This window comes from Alcanivorax sp. IL3 (assembly GCF_047495465.1).
Taxonomy (GTDB): domain Bacteria; phylum Pseudomonadota; class Gammaproteobacteria; order Pseudomonadales; family Alcanivoracaceae; genus Alcanivorax; species Alcanivorax jadensis.
This window is the reverse complement of sequence record NZ_CP179931.1, coordinates 3,182,564-3,203,536: the sequence shown is the minus strand read 5'-3', so window position 1 is coordinate 3,203,536 and position 20,973 is coordinate 3,182,564. Positions and strand designations below refer to the sequence as shown.

Below are 20,973 nucleotides of genomic sequence, written 5' to 3'. Positions count from 1 at the left end.
GAGCAATCAGGCATTTCAGCACTCGACAGCTTCCAGAAAGAACGGCGGACAGAGCTTTGCCTCTGCCCCCTCGCTACGCTCGGTTCGCACCTCAAGCGGTGCTCCTACATTGAATTCTCAAATCCTTGCCAGGGCTTGGATCGCGCCATCAGCGACGCTCCTGCATCCTGGCTGTTCGCGACGGCACAATTCGGTTGGCACGGACGAGCCCGTCTAGAAGCTGGTAGCTAGCCGCTGCTTTCAATCCCGCTCAATCAGCCAGTCGGCAATTCGTGCCCAGCTCTGTTTCTGTGCCGCGGCGCTGCCAAGGATTCCCATGTGTCCGCCTTCAATGGTGATGAAGGTCTTGTCCTTGCTGCGGATCAGCGGCTCCATGGCCTGGCTGCATTCCGGCGTCACGATAGGGTCGTTGGCGCCGGTGATGTTCAGCACATTGGCCGTGACCTGATTCAGGTGACCTTCGGTTCCCTCCATGGGGAGCTGACCGTGGGCCACCACATTGTCGGTCCACAGGTAACGGATGATGTCCTGAATTACGCCGCCCGGGTAGGCCACCATGTCGTCCAGAAAGGCGCCGTTGGTGGCATGGGCGGAGACGAAGTCCCGGTCGTGCAGGTTCTTCACCAGATTCCAGTAGCCCTGCAGGCTGCCTACCGGGTTGGTGAGTTTGAAGGCCAGACTATTGACCCAGCCGGGAGAGCGCAGCAGTCCCGCCGGCACATCATGGATGCGCAGGCCGGTGGTGCGACGGATCCATTTGGCCCGGCGGCTGAAACGGCGGTACTGGGCACCCAGGGCGCCGTTACGGTGATAATCCGTGGGGGCGCCTACCAGTACCAGGTTCTTCACGTCCGGGTCTTCGCCCAGCGCGCTATAGCAGAGACTGAACAGGCCGCCGAAGCTCCAGCCGTGCAGGCTCAGCTGCTGCTTGCCGCTGTGCTGACGCACTTGCACCAGCAGTTTGGGCAGGTAGTCGGAAAAATAGCTGCTCAGACTCAGATGGTTGTGGTACTTGCCGGGACGACCCCAGTCCACCATGTACAGCTCGAAGCCGCGGGCGCGCAGATAGCGCACCAGACTGCGCTGGGGGAACAGGTCATAGATCAGCATGTTCACCGCCAACGGCGCCACCAGTACCAGCGGTGTACGTTGGGCGTCCCGATTTACGGGCATCACCGTGCCGTCCGTGAGGGGGATGGCGTTCTCCTGCAGCGGCGGGTAATAGCGCAGCTTCACCAGGCCGTCGTCGAACAGGGTCTCGTGGGGCGTTTGTTCGGCCTGGCTCAGGGCGTCCGCCTGAAACAGCCGGGCGCGGCCGTTATCCAGGCGCTGTAGCCAGGGGCGAGTGGTGTTGTGGAGAGCCTGTTGCAGGGTGTCAGTGATCATGGTTACACCGGCGATCAATTCGTTGGGCGGCCATTGTAGGGAAGATGCGGCAATCTGCAGTTGCTCTGCGGACCGGGCCTGATGTCAGGCGGGACACCCGGTCAATCCGGGTCATTGAATGATGGGAGGATATGGAGTAGACGAGAAAAGCGAAAATGTTTCGGCTTCAGGTGGGGCAACGGGCCGATGGCATCGGCCCGTTATTCGGAATCAGGCCGGGGTGTGTTCGCTGTACTGTCCCAGCTTGCCTTTCACCCGCACCAGGCTGCCGGCTTTCAGGTCGGCTTCGAAATTCGCTTTGCCTTCCGGGAACAATAGCACCACGGTGGAGCCAAGCAGGAAACGGCCCAGTTCGTCGCCTTTCTCCAGGGTAATGGGGGCGGTGCGCTGGTAGTCGGTGGTAACCACCTGTTTCGGCAGGGGCGTCACCTGACCGCTGAACACGGTTTCGATGCCGGCCACAATCATGGCCCCCACCAGAATCACCGCCGCCGGGCCGTGCTCGGTGTCAAAGATGCACACCAGTCGCTCGTTGCGGGCGAACAGGTTGGGTACGCCGTTGGCGGTGGCCTCGTTCACGGAAAACAGGTCGCCGGGCACATAGCGGGTTTCGCGCAGGGTGCCGGTGACCGGCATGTGCACGCGGTGATAGTCCCGGGGAGACAGATAGATGGTGGCGAACTGGCCATTGGTGAATTCGCTGGCCAGGGCGCTGTCGCCGCCGAGCAGATCGTACAGGGAATAGTCGTGGCCCTTGGCCTGGAACACCTGATTGGCGCGAATGGCACCCAGCTGGCTCACCGCTCCGTCCGCCGGGCAGGCGATGTCGGTGGCGTCCGCTGCCTCCAGTGGCCGGGCGTCCGCTTTCAGTGCTCGGGTAAAGAAGGCGTTGAAAGTCTCGAACTGGTCCGGGTCTTCGATCTGGGCTTCCGACAGGTCGATGCCAAAGCGCTTCATGAAGATGTTGATGAAAGTGGTCTTGATCCACGGCACTTCGCTACGCGCCAGCATGCCCACCAGCCGAGACAAGGCATGCTGGGGAATCAGGTATTGCAGGGTAACGAAGAGCTTGTCGCGCCAGTTATTCAAGAGAAGTCCTTAACGTGGGTTATTCGGATTTTTCCGCCGGGGTGTCGGGGTGGTTGCCCCATTCTGCCCAGGAACCGGCGTAGCCTCGGAGCATGGGGTAGCCCAGGATCTTGCCCACCAGCCAGGAAAAACTGGAGCGATGGTGGGTCTGGCAATGGCAGATCACTTCCTTGTCGGGCGTGATGCCGCGGGCCTCCAGCTCCGCACGAATGTCATCCAGGGGACGCAAACGCAGGTTGTTCTGCTTGTCCATGGGGTCGGTCCACTCGTAGTGGACAGCGCCGGGAATATGGCCGGGCTTCTGGGCAAAAGCGCGCACGCCGGAATATTCTTCTTCCGAGCGGGAATCCCAGATTGCCACCCCGGGATCCTGATAATGGGCCAGCAGGTAATCCAGGTTCACCTCGGTCAGCGGATCATGTTCGCCCACTTCGTAGTCGCTGGGGGTGGGTTCAGTGGATTCGCTACTGGTGGGGTGCCCCTCTGCCAGCCAGGCATGAATGCCGCCGTTCAGATAGCTGTAATGCTTGTGGCCAATGGCATCCAGGGTCCACAACAGTCGCCCGGCCCAGCCGCCGCCTTCGTCGTCATAGGCGATCACATGGGTATCCGGCGTCAGCCCCAATCCGGAAAACAGGTCACCGAGGGTGTCGTCATCCGGCAGCATGCCCGGTGCCGGCTGGGCGCCAGTCTGCAGGCGTCTGAAATCCAGATGAATCGCCCCTGGCACATGGGCCTGGACATAAATGGTGGGCTTGCTCAGATCAATGATGAGCAGCTTGTCATCGCCCAGGTGCTTGGCGAGGTCGGCAGGTTCGAGCAGCAGAGGAAGCATAAAAGGCAATTGATAATGGATAATTGAAAATGGATAACGAGAGGCTCTGCCCGTTAGCGAGCCCCATTATCAATTATCAACTATCAATTATCCATTGCCGTCAGGAGTATCTCTCCCGCCCGTCCTCATCCAGGGTGTCGGCAATCTGGTAGAAGTTGGCCAGCCGTTCTTCGCTGATCTCGCCGCTTTCTGCCGCCATGATCAGGGCGCAGCCGGGCTCGTTGCGGTGGGAGCAATTGCGGAATTTGCAGTGGCCGGCCAGGTCGGACAGTTCCCGGTAACCGTGCAGCAGCTCGTCCTCGCTGATATGCCAGAGGCCGAATTCACGGATACCGGGGGAGTCGATCAGCTCGCCACCGGTGGGCAGGTGAAATAGCCGTGCGGTGACCGTGGTGTGCTGGCCCAGGCCGGAGCTGGCGGACAGGTCGCCCACTTGCAGGTCAGCCTCTGGCAGCACCGCATTGACCAGGGAGGATTTGCCCACCCCGGATTGCCCCACGAACACGCTGGTCTTGCCGACCAGGGCCTCCTGTAACGGCGCCAGGCCTAGGCTGTCATGGGCGCTGACTTCCAGCACCGGGTAACCGAGCCGTTGGTAAAGCGCCTTCATGTCGTCAATAAAGGGGCGCAATTCCTCATCGATCAGGTCAGCCTTGTTGAGCACCAGGGTGGCGGGAATGTCAGACAGTTCTGCCGCCACCAGATAACGGTCCAGCAGGGCGCTGGAAGGCGTCGGCAAGGGAGCAAACACCACCAGCATCTGCTCCACATTGGCGGCCACCGGTTTCAGGTTGCCGTACATGTCCGGCCGTTTCAGTACCGTATGCCGTGGCTCGATGGCCTCCACCACGCCCAGGCCTTCGCTTTTCGGCGGCTGCCAGATGACCCGGTCGCCCACCACCAGTTGTTCCAGGGTGGCGCGGAAGTGACAGCGCATGGATTCGCCATCGGCACTTTCCACGCCCACCTGCTGGCCGAAGTGGGCGGTGATGGTGCCGGTCTGCTCGTCGCCGAGGTCGTCCGCCACCAGGGTCTCCAGCTCCGCGTTGCGTCGCTGTGCCCGATCGCGTTTTTCCGCCTGGATTTTTTCAATACGCCACTGTTGGCGTCGGTTGAGCTTGCGTTTGGCCACGAGGTATTCCGGTTGATTGGTGGCCGCATGCTACCATGTCGGCATAAAGCCATGATACGGAATGCCCATGACTGACAAGCGCAACAATCTGATCTGGATCGATCTGGAAATGACCGGCCTGAGCCCGGCCAACGATCGCATCATCGAAATCGCCACCATTGTCACCGATGACCAGTTGAACCCGCTGGCCGAAGGGCCGGTGCTGGCGGTGCATCAGAGTGATGCCCTGCTGGATGGCATGGATGAGTGGAACACCGAGCACCACAATAATTCCGGGCTGGTGGCCAGGGTAAAGGAGAGCCGCATCAGCGAGATGCAGGCCCAGGCCCAGACACTGGATTTCCTGAAGGAGCATGTGGAGGCGGGTATGTCACCCATGTGTGGCAACAGCATCTGCCAGGATCGCCGTTTTCTGGCCAACTACATGCCAGAACTGGAAGCCTTCTTCCACTACCGCAACCTGGATGTGTCCACCCTGAAAGAACTGGCGCGACGCTGGAAGCCGGAGATCCTGCCGGGCTTCAAGAAGGACAACAAGCATCTGGCGCTGGACGATATCCGCGAATCCATTGCCGAGCTGCAGTACTACCGCGAGCATTTTATTGATTGCTGATGCTGGCACGCAAAAATGTTGGCGCCACCAGTGGTGGAGAGAGCTTCCCTGTTGCAGTAGGAGCGGCGCTTGAGCCGCGAAGAGTCCCGGGAAAGACTAACCAGGATCCTCGCTACGCTCGATTCGCGGCTCATACCCACAGGGCACAGAGAGCGCCGCTCCTACGGAGGGGATATTATGTTTGGGTGTGCCGCTGCAGCGCCCACTGCACATGCTCCTGCACAGTCTCGTCCGGAAAGTCCCGCCTGTCTCTTAGCGCCTGCACAATCTCTTCTGATCCCGGCGCATTCCCCAACGCCACGGCAATATTTCTCAACCACTTGCGATACCCGGCCCGGCGAATGGCGCTGCCTGCGGTGCGCTCCAGAAATTCTTCCTCGCTCCAGGAAAACAACGTCACCAGATCGCTATCGCCCAGCCCGTGGCGGGGGTGAAAGTCGCCTTCGCCGGTGTGTTGGGCAAAGCGGTTCCAGGGGCACATAAGCTGGCAGTCATCGCAGCCGAAGATACGGTTGCCGATGCCTTCGCGCAGGTCTTCGGGGATGCTGCCTTCATGCTCGATGGTCAGGTAGGAAATGCAGCGCCGGGCATCCAGCTCATAGGGGGCGACAATGGCGTCGGTGGGGCAGACGGTGATGCAGGCCCGGCATTTGCCGCAGTGATCTTCACCGGGCTGATCCACCGGCAGAGGAATATCCGTGTAGATCTCGCCGAGAAAGAACCAGCTGCCCGCTTCCCGGTTCAGCACCAGGGTGTGTTTGCCCTGCCAGCCCAGTCCGGCCTTGGCAGCCAGGGGCTTTTCCATCACCGGGGCGCTGTCCACAAAGGCCCGGGCCAACTGGCTGTCGGCCACTTCCTCACGAATGCGAGCGGCCAGGGTGGCCAGGCGCTTGCGGATCAGCTTGTGGTAGTCGCGCCCCAAGGCGTAGCGGGACACATAGGCCTTGTCTTTCTGTTGCAGTATCTTCACCGGTTTCGTATCCGGCGGCAGATAATCCATGCGTGCGGAAATCACCCGCAGTGTGCCGGGTTCCAGCGCATCCGGACGGTAACGTTTGTTGCCGTGGGCGGCCATCCAGTTCATCTGGCCCTGGTAGCCTTTTTTCAGCCAGGCTTTCAGCTCTGCTTCTGCCGCATGCAGATCCGTGTCGGCAATGCCGATCTGCTGGAAGCCGAGCTCGCGCCCCCAGAGCTGGATCTTTTCTTTCAGTGCCTGCAGGTCCATGGTTTGAGGGGATATAATGCCGGGAAATGAGGAGCAAAGGGTAACATGACGATACTGCCGAAGGCTCTCTATACCGCAGCACAGACCCGCGAACTGGACCGATTGGCGATTGCCGCCGGCACCCCGGGGGCCGAACTGATGGCCCGTGCCGGGCAGGCGGCTTTCGATACGTTGTGTGAGCGTTGGCCGGAAGCACGTCAGATCGCCGTACTGTGTGGCGGTGGCAATAATGGTGGCGATGGTTATGTGGTGGCGCGGCTTGCCCATGCCGCGGGGCTGGCACCACAGATCCATTTCACCACGCCCCCGGAAAAGCTCAAGGGTGATGCCCTGGCCATGGCCGAACGCTGCCGGGAAGCCGGTATCCCCATGACACCGCTGACACTGGATCGCCTGCCCGAGGAAGTGGACTTGTTGGTGGACAGTCTGTTGGGCACCGGGCTGAGCGGTGTTCTGCGCGATGAAATGGCTGCCTTGCTGAGCGCGCTGAATGCCTTGCCGGTGCCGCGCCTGGCGCTGGATATTCCCTCCGGACTGGGCGCCGATACCGGCATGCCGCTGGGTGCGGTGTTGGCGGCGGACCTGACCTGTACCTTTATTGGCCTCAAGCGCGGCCTGCTGACCGGTGAGGGGCCGGTGCATAGCGGTGAGCTGTGTTTTTTTGATCTGCAGGTAGACCGGGATGTTTATTCCCAGGTGCCGGCGGATTGCCGAGTGCCGGTGCCCGCCGACCTGCATGCCTTGCTGCCGCCGAGACGGGTCGATGGCCACAAAGGCAACTATGGCCATGTGGTGGTCATCGGCGGAGACCATGGCTTTGCCGGTGCCCCGGTGATGAGTGCCCAGGCCGCCGCCCGCTGTGGGGCTGGCAAGGTCAGCCTGATTACCCGTTGCGATCATGTGGCAGTGGCGCTCAGCCGGCAGCCGGAAATCATGACCCGCGGTGTAGAAAACGCCAGTGACGCGGCGCCCCTGCTGGAAGCGGCCAGTGTCATCGCCATTGGCCCGGGCCTGGGTCGCGATGACTGGGGGCGTGCCCTGTTGGCCCTGGCGCTGGAAAGCGGCAAGCCGCTGGTGATCGATGCGGATGCATTGACGCTAATGGCGGACGATGACCGCATTGGTCAGGGAAACTGGGTGCTGACCCCTCACCCTGGTGAGGCCGGGCGGCTGCTTGGTGGGTCTGCAAAGGATATTCAGCAGGACCGCTTTGCTGCCCTGGAAACCCTGACGGCCCGTTACGGCGGCACGGTTCTGCTGAAAGGGCTCGGTACCCTGATTCAGGGCGAGGATAGGCAAGGCGAGCGCAGTTGCGCCCTGATCCGTGACGGCAACCCGGGAATGGCCTCCGGCGGTATGGGCGATGTGCTCACCGGCGTGATTGCCGCCTTACGCGCCCAAGGCCTGACAGGCTATGATGCGGCTCGGCTGGGGGCCATGATTCACGCCCGCGCCGCTGACGCCTGTGCAGCCCGGTGTGGTCCACGGGGCATGCTGGCCACGGATCTGTTGCCGTATTTGCGCGCCGAGCTGAATGAAACCTGTCTGGCTGAATGACGAGAGCGTAGATGACTGTTGAGCATGTGGAGTTGCCCGATGAAGCTGCCACCCTGGCGTTGGGGGCCCGTCTGGCCCGCCGTCTGAGCGGTGGCGGCTGCGTTTATCTGGAAGGGGACCTGGGCGCCGGCAAGACCACCCTGGTGCGCGGAATGCTACGAGGCCTGGGTCATGAGGGGGCGGTAAAGAGCCCGACTTACACTATTGTGGAACCCTACGAGCTTGGCGGCGTCCATATCTATCACTTCGACCTGTATCGTCTTGGCGACCCGGAAGAACTGGAGTTGATAGGCGTACGGGATTATTTCTCCTCCGACAGCTTGTGCTTGCTGGAGTGGCCGGAGCGGGGCGCCGGGGTGGTGCCTTCACCGGATTTGACCATTACACTGGCCGTCAACGGCCGTGGACGAAAGGCGACCCTGGATTGGGCCTATGACGCATCGTGACAATAAGAAAACCCTTACCGCAGTGTTTGTGCTTCTGCTCAGTGGCTTCTGGGCCAGCCTGGGGTTTGCCCAGACCAACATTGATTCGGTGCGTCTGCACCGGGCCCCGGACCACACTCGCATAGTGTTTGATCTGCCCGCCCCGGTGGATCACAAACTCGACAAGCTGGCCAACCCGGATCGCATCGTGCTGGATCTGCTGGATGCCAGCCTGGGTTTCGACGTCAACACCCTGGATTACGCCAGCAGCCCCATTGCCAATATTCGTGTGGGCAAGCATAGCGACAAGACCCGTGTTGTCTTCGACATGAAAAACGGTGTGCGAACCCGTACCAATCTGCTCAAACCCATCGAGCCCCATGGCTGGCGTCTGGTGGTGGATCTGTTCGACAGCGAACTACAAAGTGCTGCCAAAACCAGTCCGGAACCGGTGAAGGAAAAGGAGGCACCCAGCGAGCCTCGATTGATGGTGGTGGCCATTGATGCAGGCCATGGTGGTGAAGATCCGGGGGCTCGCGGGCCCAGCGGTGTTTACGAGAAGACCCTGGTGCTGCAGATCGCCAAGAAGGTGGAAAAGCAGGTTAATGATCAGGCCGGTATGCGGGCGGTGATGGTTCGTGACGGGGATTATTATGTGCCTCTCGCCGAGCGTCGCCGCATCGCCCGTGAAGATCACGGGGCGGATGTGTTTATTTCCATCCACGCGGACGCCTTCACCGATGCCCGCGCCAACGGTGCTTCCGTATTTGCCCTGTCCAGTAGTGGCGCCACCAGCGCCCGGGCCCGCTATCTTGCCAAGATTGCCAACGAATCCGACCGGGTGGCCGGGGTCTACGAAGAGGAAAAGGACGACAGCTCCTTGCTCAGCGTGCTGGCGGACCTGCGCATGAATGGTTCCATGGCCGGCAGCCTTTACCTGGGTCGGCAGGTGCTGGGAGAAATGGGCAAGGTGACCAAGCTGCACGGTAACCGGGACCGGGTGGAGCAGGCCGGGTTTGCGGTGCTCAAGGAGCCGGAAATGGTCTCGATCCTGGTGGAGACCGGTTTTATTTCCAATCCGAAGGAGGAGCGCAACCTGCGCTCCTCCGCCCATCAGAGCAAGCTGGCCCGCTCTATCGTCAACGGGGTGGATGCCTATTTCCGCAATCACCCGGCACCGCATAGCTGGTATGCAGCCCAGCGCCGTGAGCACGGCGAGCAGTATCGTATCCAGCCCGGTGATACACTCTCGGAAATTGCCCGTCAGTACAGCGTCTCCGAACAGGCGATCCGTAGCGTCAACGCGTTGAATGGGGATCGAATCGTGGTCGGGCAGGTGCTGAAAATTCCGCGTTCATGAATGGAGCGCCGGATGCAGCGAGGTAGCATCCTTTATACCAATGTCATCCCGGGCTTGCCCCGGGACCTCCCTCCGATGGCAGAGCCTTTCCGAAAGGCTGCGATGGCTTGAAGGAGGTCCCGGGGCAAGCCCGGGATGACATGCCGCTTAATTGGCGAATAGCCCTGAACCCCATCAACAGAGACGCCCGTGACAAAGATCCAGCTGCTTGATTCCCGCCTTGCCAACCAGATCGCCGCCGGTGAGGTGGTGGAACGTCCTGCCTCGGTATTGAAAGAGCTGCTGGAAAATGCGCTGGATGCGGGGTCGGAATCCATAACCGTGGATGTGGAGCAGGGTGGTGTGAAGCTGGTGCGGGTGCGCGATAACGGTAGCGGCATTGATCGCGATGACCTGCCCCTGGCCCTGTCCCGCCATGCCACCAGCAAGATCCGTGGACTCGACGATCTGGAAGCCATCGGCACTCTCGGGTTTCGCGGCGAGGCCCTGGCTGCAATCAGTTCGGTATCCCGGCTGACCCTGGCCAGCAACGTGGAGGGCGAAGCGGAAGGCTGGCAGGTGCAGGTGGAAGGGCGCGACATGGCTCCCTCGGTCACCCCGGCCGGGCACCCGCGCGGCACCACCGTGACCATGCGCGACCTGTTCTTCAACACCCCGGCCCGTCGTCGTTTCCTGCGCACCGAGAAAACCGAATTCAATCACCTGGAAGAAGTGTTCCGGCGCATTGCGCTCAGCGAGTTCAATACCGCTTTCCGGCTGACCCACAACCAGAAGGTGATCCACCAGTTGCCCGCCGGGCTGGATGACACCCTGCGCGCGGCGCGGGTGGCCAAGCTGTGTGGCAAGGGCTTTATGGAGCAGGCGATTCCGGTGGATGTGGAACGCGATGGCATTCGTCTGCATGGCTGGATGGGGCTGCCGACGTTTTCCCGCTCCCAGGCGGATCTGCAGTATTTCTATGTGAATGGCCGGGTGATTCGCGACAAGGTAGTCAGCCACGCGGTGCGTCAGGCCTACGCGGATGTGCTCTACCACGGTCGTCATCCTGCCTATGTGTTGTTTCTGGAGCTGGACCCGGCCCAGGTGGATGTGAATGTGCATCCCACCAAGCACGAGGTGCGTTTTCGCGAGCAGCGCATGGTGCACGGCTTCCTTTATAGCTCCCTGCATCGGGCCATCGCCGAAGTGCGCCCGGGCCAGTCACTGGCCGCCAGTGTGGTGGACGAAGGTGAGCCGGTGATGCCGGCCATGGAGCCCAGTCAGGCCAGCATGTCTCTGTCCGCCCCGGCGGGTCGGCCTTCCTATGCATCACCGCCGGCCAACGGATTCGGCTATGGTCAGGGCCAGCGGCAGGCGGACGCCTACGGGGCCCTGGTGCGCCCCGGGGTGGCTGAAAATCCGGCCATGCCGCCGGCCTCGGAACAGGAAACCGTGCCGCCGCTGGGTTATGCGGTGGCGCAGTTGCATGGCATCTTTATTCTCGCTGAAAACCAGCAGGGATTGGTGGTGGTGGACATGCATGCCGCCCACGAGCGCATTACCTACGAGCGGCTGAAACAGAGCTGGTCCGATGACAAGGTGCGCAGCCAGCCATTGCTGGTGCCGGTGTCGCTGGCGGTGTCCTCCCGGGAAGCGGATTTTGCCGAGCAGCAACCCGAGGTGTTTTCCCGCCTGGGGTTCATGGTGGACCGCGCCGGGCCGGAGACCCTGGTGGTACGGGAAGTGCCGGCCATGCTGCGCGACAGTGACAGCGAAGCCATGGTGCGCGATGTCTTGTCCGACCTGCTGGCCCAGGGCAGCAGCGAACGGATAGAACAGAAGCTGGATGAGTTGCTCTCCACCATGGCCTGTCACGGCAGTGTGCGCGCCAACCGCCGGCTGACCATCCCGGAAATGAATGCCCTGCTGCGCGATATGGAAGCGACTGAGCGCTCCGGCCAGTGCAACCATGGCCGTCCCACCTGGACCCAGATGAGCCTGAAAGATCTGGATCGGTTGTTCATGCGGGGGCAGTAGGTGGACGCCGGACGCGACAGAACACCCTGTGCCATGCCGGTTCTTTTGCTGATGGGGCCCACCTGTTCCGGCAAAACTGCACTGGCCATCGAGGCGGCGCAGACCCTGCCCATCGACATCATCAATGTGGATTCAGCGCTGGTCTACCGGGGGCTGGACATCGGTGCGGCTCGGCCCTCTGATGAGGAGCTGGCGGCGGCGCCGCATCGGCTGTTGGGTTTCCGCGAGCTGGATGCGCCGTATTCGGCGGCTGATTTCCGCGCCGATGTCCTGCAGGAAATCGAACAGATCCATGCCAACGGCAAGCTGCCCCTGCTGGTCGGTGGCACCATCCTCTATTTCAAGGCGCTGGTAGAGGGACTGGCGCCTCTGCCGGAAGCGGACCCGGCGGTGCGTGCCGATATTGCCGCCCTGGCCGAACGCGAAGGCTGGCCGGCGGTGCATGCGGCACTGGCCCAGGTGGACCCGGTCAGCGCCGAGCGGCTCAAACCCACGGACCGCCAGCGCCTGCAGCGGGCCCTGGAAGTCTATCGGCTAACCGGTCGGCCCCTGTCCGCTTTTCACGCGGATCATCATACAACTGTCACACAGAACCGGGATGGTCTGAGTGAGTTCAGTGCCTTGCCCTGGCCGGTTTACAGTGCGGCCCTGTTGCCACCGGATCGTGCCTGGCTGCACCACATGATCGAGCACCGTTTCCGGCAGATGCTGGAGCAGGGGTTGGTGGACGAGGTGCAGACACTGCGACAGCTGCCCGGAATCCATCGGGATCTGCCGGCCATGAAGGCGGTGGGGTATCGGCAGGTATGGGACTATCTGGACGGCCAGTATGATTATGAAAGCATGGTGGAACGGGGGATTATCGCTACCCGGCAACTGGCCAAACGACAGTTCACCTGGCTGCGTAAATGGCCGTATCTGCACGGCTTCGACAGTAACGATGCGTCACAGCGGCGGGCGCTAGTCGAGCAGCTTGCGAAGATCTGTAAATCTGTGTTTAGTTAGCCCTGTTACTGGACTTTTTGGTTTATAATTCGCCGATCATCGATTTTGAGCCATTCTGCGGCGATTTGAGAAGCACGGCGCAAATGTGTTGTGTCGGCACCTGGAACCAATTTGCCGGGTTGTTGACAAAAATTTGCCCGATAGCGCATCGGGCGAAGGCAGTGACCGTATGGGACGGTTTCACTGTGTTACAGCGCTGATTGCCCGAAGTGTTGGGCACTACTTTTTACTGTTATTTCAAGGAGACTTGCCATGTCAAAGGGGCACTCGCTACAAGACCCTTTTCTCAACGCGCTTCGTAAAGAGCGTATTCCGGTATCTATCTTTCTGGTAAACGGAATAAAGCTCCAGGGGCAGATTGAGTCTTTTGACCAATATGTCGTGCTGCTGAAAAATGCAGTCAGTCAGATGGTTTACAAACACGCGATTTCCACCGTCGTGCCTGCCCGCAACCCCCGTGGCGGCGGTAACCCGGCCATGACTACCACCGGTACAGGCGGCACCGCCGTTCCTGCTGCCGATGAGGGCTTCGGCAACCAGTAACGCTGCCGCAGATCCTGCAAAGAGCCACCTTCGGGTGGCTCTTTGCGTTGTGGCCGCGTTAACGCCTCCGATCGGTACTTTTCATGCCGGTTTCCCTGTCTTCTTCCTCTGACTGGTTTAAACTGGCGGTCTCATCCCCCATATCAGGCCTCTATGGACCTATTTGATCGTACAGAGCAGACCAGAACCGGCGCCGGTGAGCGCGCTATTCTGGTGCACCTGGATTTGCCCGATGCCATGGGACGCGAAGATCTGGATGAGTTTTATCATCTGGTCACCTCCAGTGGCGTGGAGCCGGCGGCGGAGTTGACCGGCAAGCGTGATCGGCCCGATCCTGCCCTGTTTATCGGCTCCGGCAAGACAGAAGAGCTGGCAGCGCTGGTGGCGGAAATCAACGCGGATGTGGTGCTGTTCAATCATGCTCTGAGCCCGGGCCAGGAACGCAACCTGGAGCGAGTGGTGAAATGCCGGGTACTGGATCGTACCGGCCTGATTCTGGATATCTTCGCCCAGCGTGCCCGCACCCATGAAGGTCGCCTGCAAGTAGAGCTGGCTCAGTTACGGCATCTGTCTTCCCGGCTGGTCAGAGGCTGGACTCACCTGGAACGGCAGAAGGGCGGTATCGGTCTGCGCGGTCCCGGGGAAACCCAGCTGGAAACCGATCGTCGCCTGCTGCGTGATCGTATTCGTGGCATTGAGTCGCGTCTGGGGAAGGTGCGCAAGCAGCGCGCTCAGGGGCGTCGGGCTCGCCAGCGTTCCGAAACGCCGCTAATTTCCCTGGTGGGCTACACCAACGCGGGGAAATCGACTCTCTTCAATGCCATCACCACCGGTGATGTCTATGTGGCGGATCAGCTGTTTGCCACTCTGGATCCGACCCTGCGCAAGGTAAAGGTGCCGGGCGTGGGGCCGGCGATTCTGGCGGATACGGTGGGCTTTATTCGCCATTTGCCCCACCGGCTGGTGCAGGCGTTTCGCGCCACCCTGGAAGAGACCGTTAACGCCACCTTGCTGCTGCACGTGACAGACTGCAGCGCAGAAGAGCGTGACAGTAATGTGGCGGCAGTGAATGAGGTGCTGGAAGAAATCGGTGGCGACAAGCTGCCGGTTCTGCACGTTTACAACAAGGTCGACAACCTGGGCCAGTCGCCGAAAATTGACCGGGATGAGCATGGCCATCCCTGGCGGGTGTGGATTTCCGCGCAGACCGGTGATGGCTTTGATCTGCTGTTCCAGGCCATTGCCGAACGACTGGCCGCAGGTTGGGTGGATTGCTGGGTGCGTTTGCCCGCGTCCGCCGGCCGCCTGCGCGCCCGCCTGCACGAGGCCGGTGAGGTGCTGGAAGAGCAGGCAGCGCTGGATGGCAGCATGCTCCTGCGCATCAATGTGAACCGGGTACATTTTGAGCGGCTCTTGCGTGAGCAGGGGCTGACAGAGGAAGAACTGGTGGTGCCGGCTCCTACGGTTGCAGGGGATGACGGCCCTTCCTACAATTCACAACGCTCGCACGATGCGAGCCATCAATAATCCGGTGGGCTCAGCGCCCTGACCGATTGGAGACCTACATGGCGTGGAATGAACCCGGCGGCAACAAGCCGAAGGATCCTTGGGGTGGAGGCGGTGACCAGGGGCCGCCGGATCTGGATGAAGCCCTGAAGAATCTGAAAGAAAAAATTAACAGCGTATTCGGTGGCAAGGGCGGCAAGTCCGGCGGTAGCTCCGGCAGTGGGGGCGGTTCCCCCTGGCCGGTATTGATTATCGCTGCCGTAATCGGCGTGGTGGTCTACGCCCTGGTCGGCTTTTTCCAGGTGGATCAGCGCGAACGCGCCGTGGTGCTGCGTTTTGGTGAATACAACCGCACCGTGGATCCCGGTCTTCGCTGGCGTGCGCCGATCATCGAGCAATTCCAGAAGGTCGACGTGGAGCAAAATCGCCGCTACGACATTACTGAGGCGATGCTCACCCGCGACACCAATATTGTCAGCGTGACCTTGCAGGTGCAGTACCAGGTGCTGGATCCGATTCCCTTCCTGTTGAAGGTGGCCCGTCCGGAAACCATTCTGGAGCACGCCACCAGCTCGGCCCTGCGCCATGTGGTGGGTTCCGCGACCATGGATGATGTGCTCAAGGACAACCGGGAAGCGATCCGGGTGAAGGTTCGTGAGCGTCTGGATGAGTACCTGAACCGTTACGATACCGGCCTGGTATTGAAGCAGGTGGTACTGGATCAGACCCAGGCACCGGATGCGGTACGTGATGCCTTTGACGATGTGTCCAGGGCCAAGGAAGACGAGGATCGCTTCAAGAAGGAAGCGGAAGCCTACCGTAACTCGGTTATCCCTCAGGCCCGGGGTGAGGGCAGGCGTCTGGAAGAAGAGGCGGAAGCCTATCGAAACCGTCTGATCGACAGCGCCAAAGGTGACGCGGAGCGCTTTACCGACCTGTTGGCGGAATACCGCAAGGCGCCGGAAGTGACCCGTGAGCGTCTCTACCTGGAGACAATGACCCAGGTATACAGCGCCACCAGCAAGGTGATGGTGGATGTGGATAAGGGCAACAGCCTGATTTATCTGCCACTGGAACAGCTGGTCAAGGGCGGCGCCAGCAAGGCCAGGGCGCCGCAGCAAAACGGTGCCAGCTCGAGCAGCCCATCATCGGCCGGTGCGGATGACGGCGGCAGTGGCCGCGAGGCGTCTCGCAGCCTCTACAGCACACGAAACGGGGAGTTGCGCTAATGAATAATCGTGGATGGTTGGCGCTGCTGGCGTTGGGTGTCCTGGCGCTGCTGGCGCTGGATTCCTTCTTTATTGTGAACCAGACCGAAAAAGCGGTACTCAAGCAGTTCAGCCGGATCGACAAGTCCGATATCGAACCGGGTATCTACTTCAAGTGGCCTATGGTCGAAGAAGTGGTCCGCGTGGACGGTCGTGCCCTGGTGTACGACGTGGCTACCCAGTCTTTCCTGACCGCAGAGAAGAAGCTGCTCAATGTGGATGCCTTTGTGGTCTGGCGGATCAATAATGTGCAGCGTTACATCGTCAGTGTGGGCGGTGGCTCTTCCAATGCTCAGGTAATGGAGGGCCGCGCTCGGCAGTTGCTGGACCCACGGGTCAATGAAGCCCTGCGTAACGAGTTTGCCTCACGCACGGTGTTCCAGGTGGTTGCCGGTGAAAGCAACGTGGAAAAACTGGAAGGCGACAAAGCGCTGCTGCGCGACCCGGTCACCGGCGAAGTGACCGAGGTGCCGAAGAATCAGCTGGACGAATCCATCATCCGTGCAGCAGAGGGCGAAACGCTGAACGGTGACGCTGCCGACGGAAAAATGGCCAGTGACCAGCGCGAAGCGCTGATGGATCAGGTTCGTGCGGAAGTGAACAAGTCCACCATGGAAGATTTGGGTATCGAAGTGGTGGATATCCGGGTGAAACAGGTGGACTGGCCGGACCAGGTACGTGGCCGGGTGTTCGACCGTATGCGTGCCGAGCGCCAGCGGGATGCGGCGGCTCACCGTTCCCAGGGTCGCGAGGAAGCGGAGAAAATCCGGGCCGGTGCGGACCGCAAGCGCAGTGAAATCCTTGCCGAAGCCTACCGGAAGTCCCAGGCCACCCGTGGTGAGGGTGACGCGCTGGCCGCTGCGACCTACGCTGAGGCCTACAACCAGGACAAGGAGTTCTTCCGCTTCTACCGCAGTCTCCAGGCCTACAAGGAGAGCTTCAAGGACAAGGAAGATGTGTTGATTCTGGAGCCGGATGGCGAGTTCTTCCGCTACCTGAAGGGGTCACAAGGGCAGTAGCCCTGCAGTAAGCCCATAAAAAAACCCGCTTCGGCGGGTTTTTTTATGGGCTTACTGTTTTGGGGGTACTCGAAATACCATTGTTTTTGCTTAGTTTTTTATTGATGTCGGTCAAAATGTAAGAATATGGGGTTATTCTTTTACAAAGTTCACATGAAAACAACACAAAAATCGTGCAAAATTCAAACTCTGTCACATTATGTATGTGACTAAATCGCCAAATAGCCAATTATTGGCATATTAAATTCGGCAGGATGCCTGCGAGCTGGTGTTGGGGCCAGAAGGAAGAAGCCTGCCAAGATCATAGGGGATCACGAGATGAACCGCATTATTCTTGGGGCTTTGCTGTTCTGGACAACCACTCTGTGGGCGGATGGCCCACTGTCCAGCAAGATGGACACCTATCTGGTCACTGAAAAAAATGGCCAGGAAGAGATGATTGCTACGCAAGAAGCCTCTCCGGGTGATGTGATCGAATATCGACTGGTCTATACCAACGAAGCGGAACAGCCGCTTTCCGGCCTGGAAATCACCGGGCCAATTCCCGCCAATACCGCCTACCTCAAAGACTCCGCCTCTGCGGATGTGAATGCTGAATTCACTGTCAGCATTGACGATGGCAGCAGCTTTGAGCTTGAGCCTGTAACCAGAACAACGACCGGTCCTGACGGCCAGTCAAAGAACATCATTGTTGCTCCCAGTGATTACACCCAGCTGCGCTGGGTTCCGGAAAACGGAATCCAGCCGGGCCAGGTACTGGAATACCGGTACCGGGTAAAGGTGCAATAACCGGGGGAACATGATCAGGGCCCTCCCGGGCCCGGGAAGTCTTGTGCGAGCGACTTGTGTCGCACTGGGGGAGTGGCTCACACCATGTGTGGAGGGTCGCTCTGGCAAGGCTTTCAGATCAGAAGTAGTCCGAACTTAAACTCCAATTAAAGGAAACAGCCATGAAACTTGCCTTTCAAAAGGGCCTGTTGTCTGCGCGTGTGTCCGCCTCAGCGATGGGGTTGGGGTTGGTGCTTGCCGCCGGGCAAACACTGGCTCTGACGCCTGCCGGGACCGACATTAACAACCGGGCGACAGTGACCTACGAGGACGCCAATGGCAACAGCTATTCGGCACAGTCCAATGAATCCACGGTAACCGTGGCCGAAGTGTATGCGGCCACCCTGGAGAATGACGGCAGCAAGTCCGGTGCGCCCGGTGAAACTGTCTACTTCACCCATACGCTGACCAACACCGGTAACGCCGATGATTCCTTCAGCGTTGACGGCCTGGCCGGGCTGGATGCTGCCACTGGCGCGTCCACCTACACCGTGTACCTGGATGCCAACGGCAATGGCGTACCGGATGCTGGTGAGGCTGCGGTGAACACGGTCAATCTGAATGCCGGCCAGCAGGCTGAGCTGATCGTTGCCGTACCTGTGCCGGCGGGTGCCGGTGCCGGCGATACCATCGAGTCCACCCTGCTGGTGGAATCTGTCGGTGGTGGTGCAGGCACCGTTGAGGATATCGGTGCAAACGGCGATGCCGCTACCTATGACGCTGACGGTGATAGTACCCCGGACGGTAACGACACCAACAACAATGTGGTGACGGTGACCACCGATGCGGTACTACAGCTGAGCAAGACCGCGGTGCCGAACTTTAACGACAACACCATTACCTACACCCTGGAAGTGAAGAACAATGGTGGTCGAGCTGCGCAAGACGTGGATATCTTCGATCCGATTCCTGCCAACGCCACCTTTGCGGAAATCGTTTCTGTAAACGGTTTGCTCACCTCCAGTGGTGACCAGTGGCTGGACAGCACCGGTGCTTTGCAGGCGCTGCCGCATTCCTATGCGGGTATTGCTGACCTGGCCGATGTGACTGAGCCGGCGGGAGTGGACCTGGATGGTAACGGCACCACGGGTGAAACCCTCAAAGGTATCAACTTCCGTGATGCCATCATGGGCGTTAACACCACCGTGACCGTTGTCTATAAGGTCGACTTTGACGGCACCCTGGCCTCTGGCACCCAGATCCGCAACACCTTTGCGGCAGAAGGGGATCTGGATGGCGATAACATCCCGGATGATCCGTCTACCTCCAACACCACCACCACTACCATCCAGCAGGTTTATGCGGTGGATGCAACGGACACTGGCGATGCGGCCGATGCCGATGCCACGCTGAACGATATCGCTTTGCAGGATGAAGCAAACTCTGGCGCCGTGGTGGCGTTTGCCAATATCGTTGCCAACAACGGTAACGGCAGTGATGTGTTTGATCTCAGTATCGGTAACGATGCGGGCGCCGGTTACGCAGGTGCTGGCACGGTTCCGGCCGGCGCACAGTCCTACCCGGCAGGGACGCTGTTCACCTTCTGGAACGCAACCAACAATACCCAGCTGACTGACACCAACGGCAATGGCGTACCGGATACCGGCTCCATTGCAGCGGGCGCCGATCGCCGCATTACCGTGCGTGCTCAGCTGCCGGCAGGTGTTAGTGGCACTGGCCCGTTCGTGGCAACCATGGTGGCCACTTCCTTTGGTGACAACAGCGTCAGTGATGACAAGCTGGAAGTGCTGACTGAAATCGTGGCGCCGGCTGTGGATTTGGCCAACAGTCATTCTGCAGATCTGACTGACGCGGTTATCGATGCGGATGCCTTTAATGCGGCAGCCCCGACCACGACTACGGAAGTCGCTGTTGGCGGCATTGCTACCTTCCCGCTGTTCGTGGCCAACAACTCAGGTAATGCCCAATCCTTCACCCTGGGTGCGGACCTGCCTGCTGGCTGGGCGGTGACCTTCCGTGAGGTCGGTGTGGATACCGATGCTGATGGTACTGCCGATAACACCAGTAATGCCGGTAATGTGGTAACCGCAACCCCCAGCCTGCCTGCAGGCGCGGTGTACCAGTACCAGGCTGACGTGCAGGTGTCATCCAATGTGGCTCAGGCAGCAGCAGATTTCACTGGCGCAGGTACTGTGAATACCAACGATAGCGATGGCGATTATCCGATTCGCTTCACTGTGGTGTCTTCCTCTGACGGCACGATCACCGACCAGAAACTGGATGCGGTGGATGTGATTGCCAACCGTAATATCACCGTGTCTCCGGATGGTGCCAACCAGGTACAGCCCGGCGGGAACGTGGACTACACCCATGTGATTGCCAACGGCGGCAACACCTCCGAAGCGGTAGAGATCACCGCGGCCAACTCCCTGGCTGCAGATGGCTGGAACAACAACACCCAGCTGTTTATCGATACCACCGGTAACGGTACCCCGGATGCCTGGGTGCAGTTGGATAACCTGCCCACCGCCAATGATGTGGCAGTGCGCACGCCCAATGGCAACACCATCCTCGTGGATATCAATAACGCAGGTGCCAATCCTCTGGTCACCCTGGAGCCGGGTCAGCGTCTGGATGTTCGCGTCACCGTATTCGCGCCGTCCAATGCGCCTGCCGGTACCGTGGACAGCTACACCCTGACCGCCAGTAACGCCAATGTGTCCGATACCGCCACCGACACCACGGAAGTGGTGGTGGGTCAGGTGCGTTTGGACAAACAGGCAGCCGTTGATGCGGCGTGTGATTGTGCGGGTGGTACCTGGCCTGCTGGTGGCTTTGAGCCCGTGCAATCCACCCAGGTTGAACCCGGCCAGTGTGTTGTGTGGCAGCTGACCGCCACCAACGAAGGGGCAACCACTGCAGAAAATGTGGTGATCACTGATGAGACCACCGAGTTCACCACCTTCCAGGCGGCGGACGACGCGGTGCGCGCTTCTGACAGCGCCACCACAGCCAATACCGGCACTCTGCCGGTGGTGGAGTGGGAAATTGGCCAGCTGGTGTCGGGCGACAGTGCCCGTACCCAGTTCTGTGTCGAAGTGAACTAACGCTCCCCCAGGCATTGCCCTCCCCTTCGGGGGAGGGCTTTTCCAGGGCCGGTGCGCCGGGTCTGGAAAAGCCCCTGAGGCAAATAACAACGGGTACT

General features: G+C 60.3%; 17 protein-coding genes. 12 read left to right on the top strand and 5 right to left on the bottom strand.

Features of this window, described 5'->3' with window-relative positions; genetic code table 11:
- Positions 1-240: 240 nt before the first annotated feature.
- From ACMG4M_RS14890 to rsgA, 4 genes are all read right to left on the bottom strand, one after another.
- The gene (locus tag ACMG4M_RS14890) at positions 241-1,386 is read right to left on the bottom strand and encodes an alpha/beta fold hydrolase (protein WP_035245062.1); all 1,146 of its coding nucleotides are present in this window, start codon (positions 1,384-1,386) and stop codon (positions 241-243) included.
- Positions 1,387-1,596: 210 nt separating this feature from the next.
- Positions 1,597-2,475 (bottom strand): archaetidylserine decarboxylase, encoded by an 879-nt coding sequence (gene asd, locus ACMG4M_RS14885; RefSeq protein WP_273009870.1) that lies wholly within the window; start codon positions 2,473-2,475, stop codon positions 1,597-1,599.
- A gap of 19 nt (positions 2,476-2,494) precedes the next feature.
- Positions 2,495-3,310: a sulfurtransferase gene (locus ACMG4M_RS14880; RefSeq protein WP_035245058.1), complete on the bottom strand. Its 816-nt coding sequence runs from the start codon at positions 3,308-3,310 to the stop codon at positions 2,495-2,497.
- Between the two features lie 100 nt (positions 3,311-3,410).
- The gene (rsgA, locus tag ACMG4M_RS14875; RefSeq protein WP_035245056.1) at positions 3,411-4,442 is read right to left on the bottom strand and encodes a small ribosomal subunit biogenesis GTPase RsgA; all 1,032 of its coding nucleotides are present in this window, start codon (positions 4,440-4,442) and stop codon (positions 3,411-3,413) included.
- 67 nt (positions 4,443-4,509) lie between these two features.
- On the opposite strand from rsgA, the gene orn reads away from it, so the two are divergent.
- Positions 4,510-5,055 (top strand): oligoribonuclease, encoded by a 546-nt coding sequence (gene orn / locus ACMG4M_RS14870; protein ID WP_414430306.1) that lies wholly within the window; start codon positions 4,510-4,512, stop codon positions 5,053-5,055.
- A 175-nt stretch (positions 5,056-5,230) separates the two neighbouring features.
- Here orn and queG read toward each other — a convergent pair whose 3' ends face one another.
- Positions 5,231-6,280: a tRNA epoxyqueuosine(34) reductase QueG gene (queG, locus tag ACMG4M_RS14865; RefSeq protein WP_272963254.1), complete on the bottom strand. Its 1,050-nt coding sequence runs from the start codon at positions 6,278-6,280 to the stop codon at positions 5,231-5,233.
- A gap of 45 nt (positions 6,281-6,325) precedes the next feature.
- Between queG and ACMG4M_RS14860 the strand changes: the two genes are divergently transcribed.
- From ACMG4M_RS14860 to ACMG4M_RS14810, 11 genes are all read left to right on the top strand, one after another.
- Complete coding sequence (locus ACMG4M_RS14860) at positions 6,326-7,837, top strand: NAD(P)H-hydrate dehydratase (RefSeq protein WP_414430305.1); 1,512 nt, start codon at positions 6,326-6,328, stop codon at positions 7,835-7,837.
- 11 nt (positions 7,838-7,848) lie between these two features.
- Complete coding sequence (tsaE, locus tag ACMG4M_RS14855; RefSeq protein ID WP_035245051.1) at positions 7,849-8,283, top strand: tRNA (adenosine(37)-N6)-threonylcarbamoyltransferase complex ATPase subunit type 1 TsaE; 435 nt, start codon at positions 7,849-7,851, stop codon at positions 8,281-8,283.
- Complete coding sequence (locus tag ACMG4M_RS14850; protein WP_414430304.1) at positions 8,270-9,622, top strand: N-acetylmuramoyl-L-alanine amidase; 1,353 nt, start codon at positions 8,270-8,272, stop codon at positions 9,620-9,622. The genes tsaE and ACMG4M_RS14850 overlap by 14 nt, the downstream gene beginning before the upstream one ends.
- A 189-nt stretch (positions 9,623-9,811) precedes the next feature.
- Positions 9,812-11,638: a DNA mismatch repair endonuclease MutL gene (gene mutL, locus ACMG4M_RS14845; protein WP_414430303.1), complete on the top strand. Its 1,827-nt coding sequence runs from the start codon at positions 9,812-9,814 to the stop codon at positions 11,636-11,638.
- Between the two features lie 33 nt (positions 11,639-11,671).
- On the top strand, positions 11,672-12,643 hold the full coding sequence (gene miaA, locus ACMG4M_RS14840) for a tRNA (adenosine(37)-N6)-dimethylallyltransferase MiaA (protein ID WP_035245045.1): 972 nt from the start codon (positions 11,672-11,674) through the stop codon (positions 12,641-12,643).
- 252 nt (positions 12,644-12,895) lie between these two features.
- Complete coding sequence (gene hfq / locus ACMG4M_RS14835) at positions 12,896-13,186, top strand: RNA chaperone Hfq (protein ID WP_035245043.1); 291 nt, start codon at positions 12,896-12,898, stop codon at positions 13,184-13,186.
- 153 nt (positions 13,187-13,339) lie between these two features.
- Positions 13,340-14,713, top strand: coding sequence for a ribosome rescue GTPase HflX (gene hflX / locus ACMG4M_RS14830; protein WP_035245041.1), 1,374 nt, complete (start codon positions 13,340-13,342; stop codon positions 14,711-14,713).
- Positions 14,714-14,751: 38 nt separating this feature from the next.
- Complete coding sequence (hflK, locus tag ACMG4M_RS14825; RefSeq protein WP_035245040.1) at positions 14,752-15,921, top strand: FtsH protease activity modulator HflK; 1,170 nt, start codon at positions 14,752-14,754, stop codon at positions 15,919-15,921.
- A complete protein-coding gene (gene hflC, locus ACMG4M_RS14820) occupies positions 15,921-16,979 on the top strand; it encodes a protease modulator HflC (RefSeq protein WP_035245038.1) in 1,059 nt (352 codons plus the stop codon). The genes hflK and hflC overlap by 1 nt, the downstream gene beginning before the upstream one ends.
- Positions 16,980-17,297: 318 nt before the next feature.
- Entirely contained in the window at positions 17,298-17,768 is a 471-nt protein-coding gene (locus ACMG4M_RS14815; RefSeq protein ID WP_232221988.1) for a hypothetical protein, read from the top strand.
- Between the two features lie 161 nt (positions 17,769-17,929).
- Entirely contained in the window at positions 17,930-20,875 is a 2,946-nt protein-coding gene (locus ACMG4M_RS14810) for a beta strand repeat-containing protein (protein WP_035245036.1), read from the top strand.
- Positions 20,876-20,973: the final 98 nt, after the last annotated feature.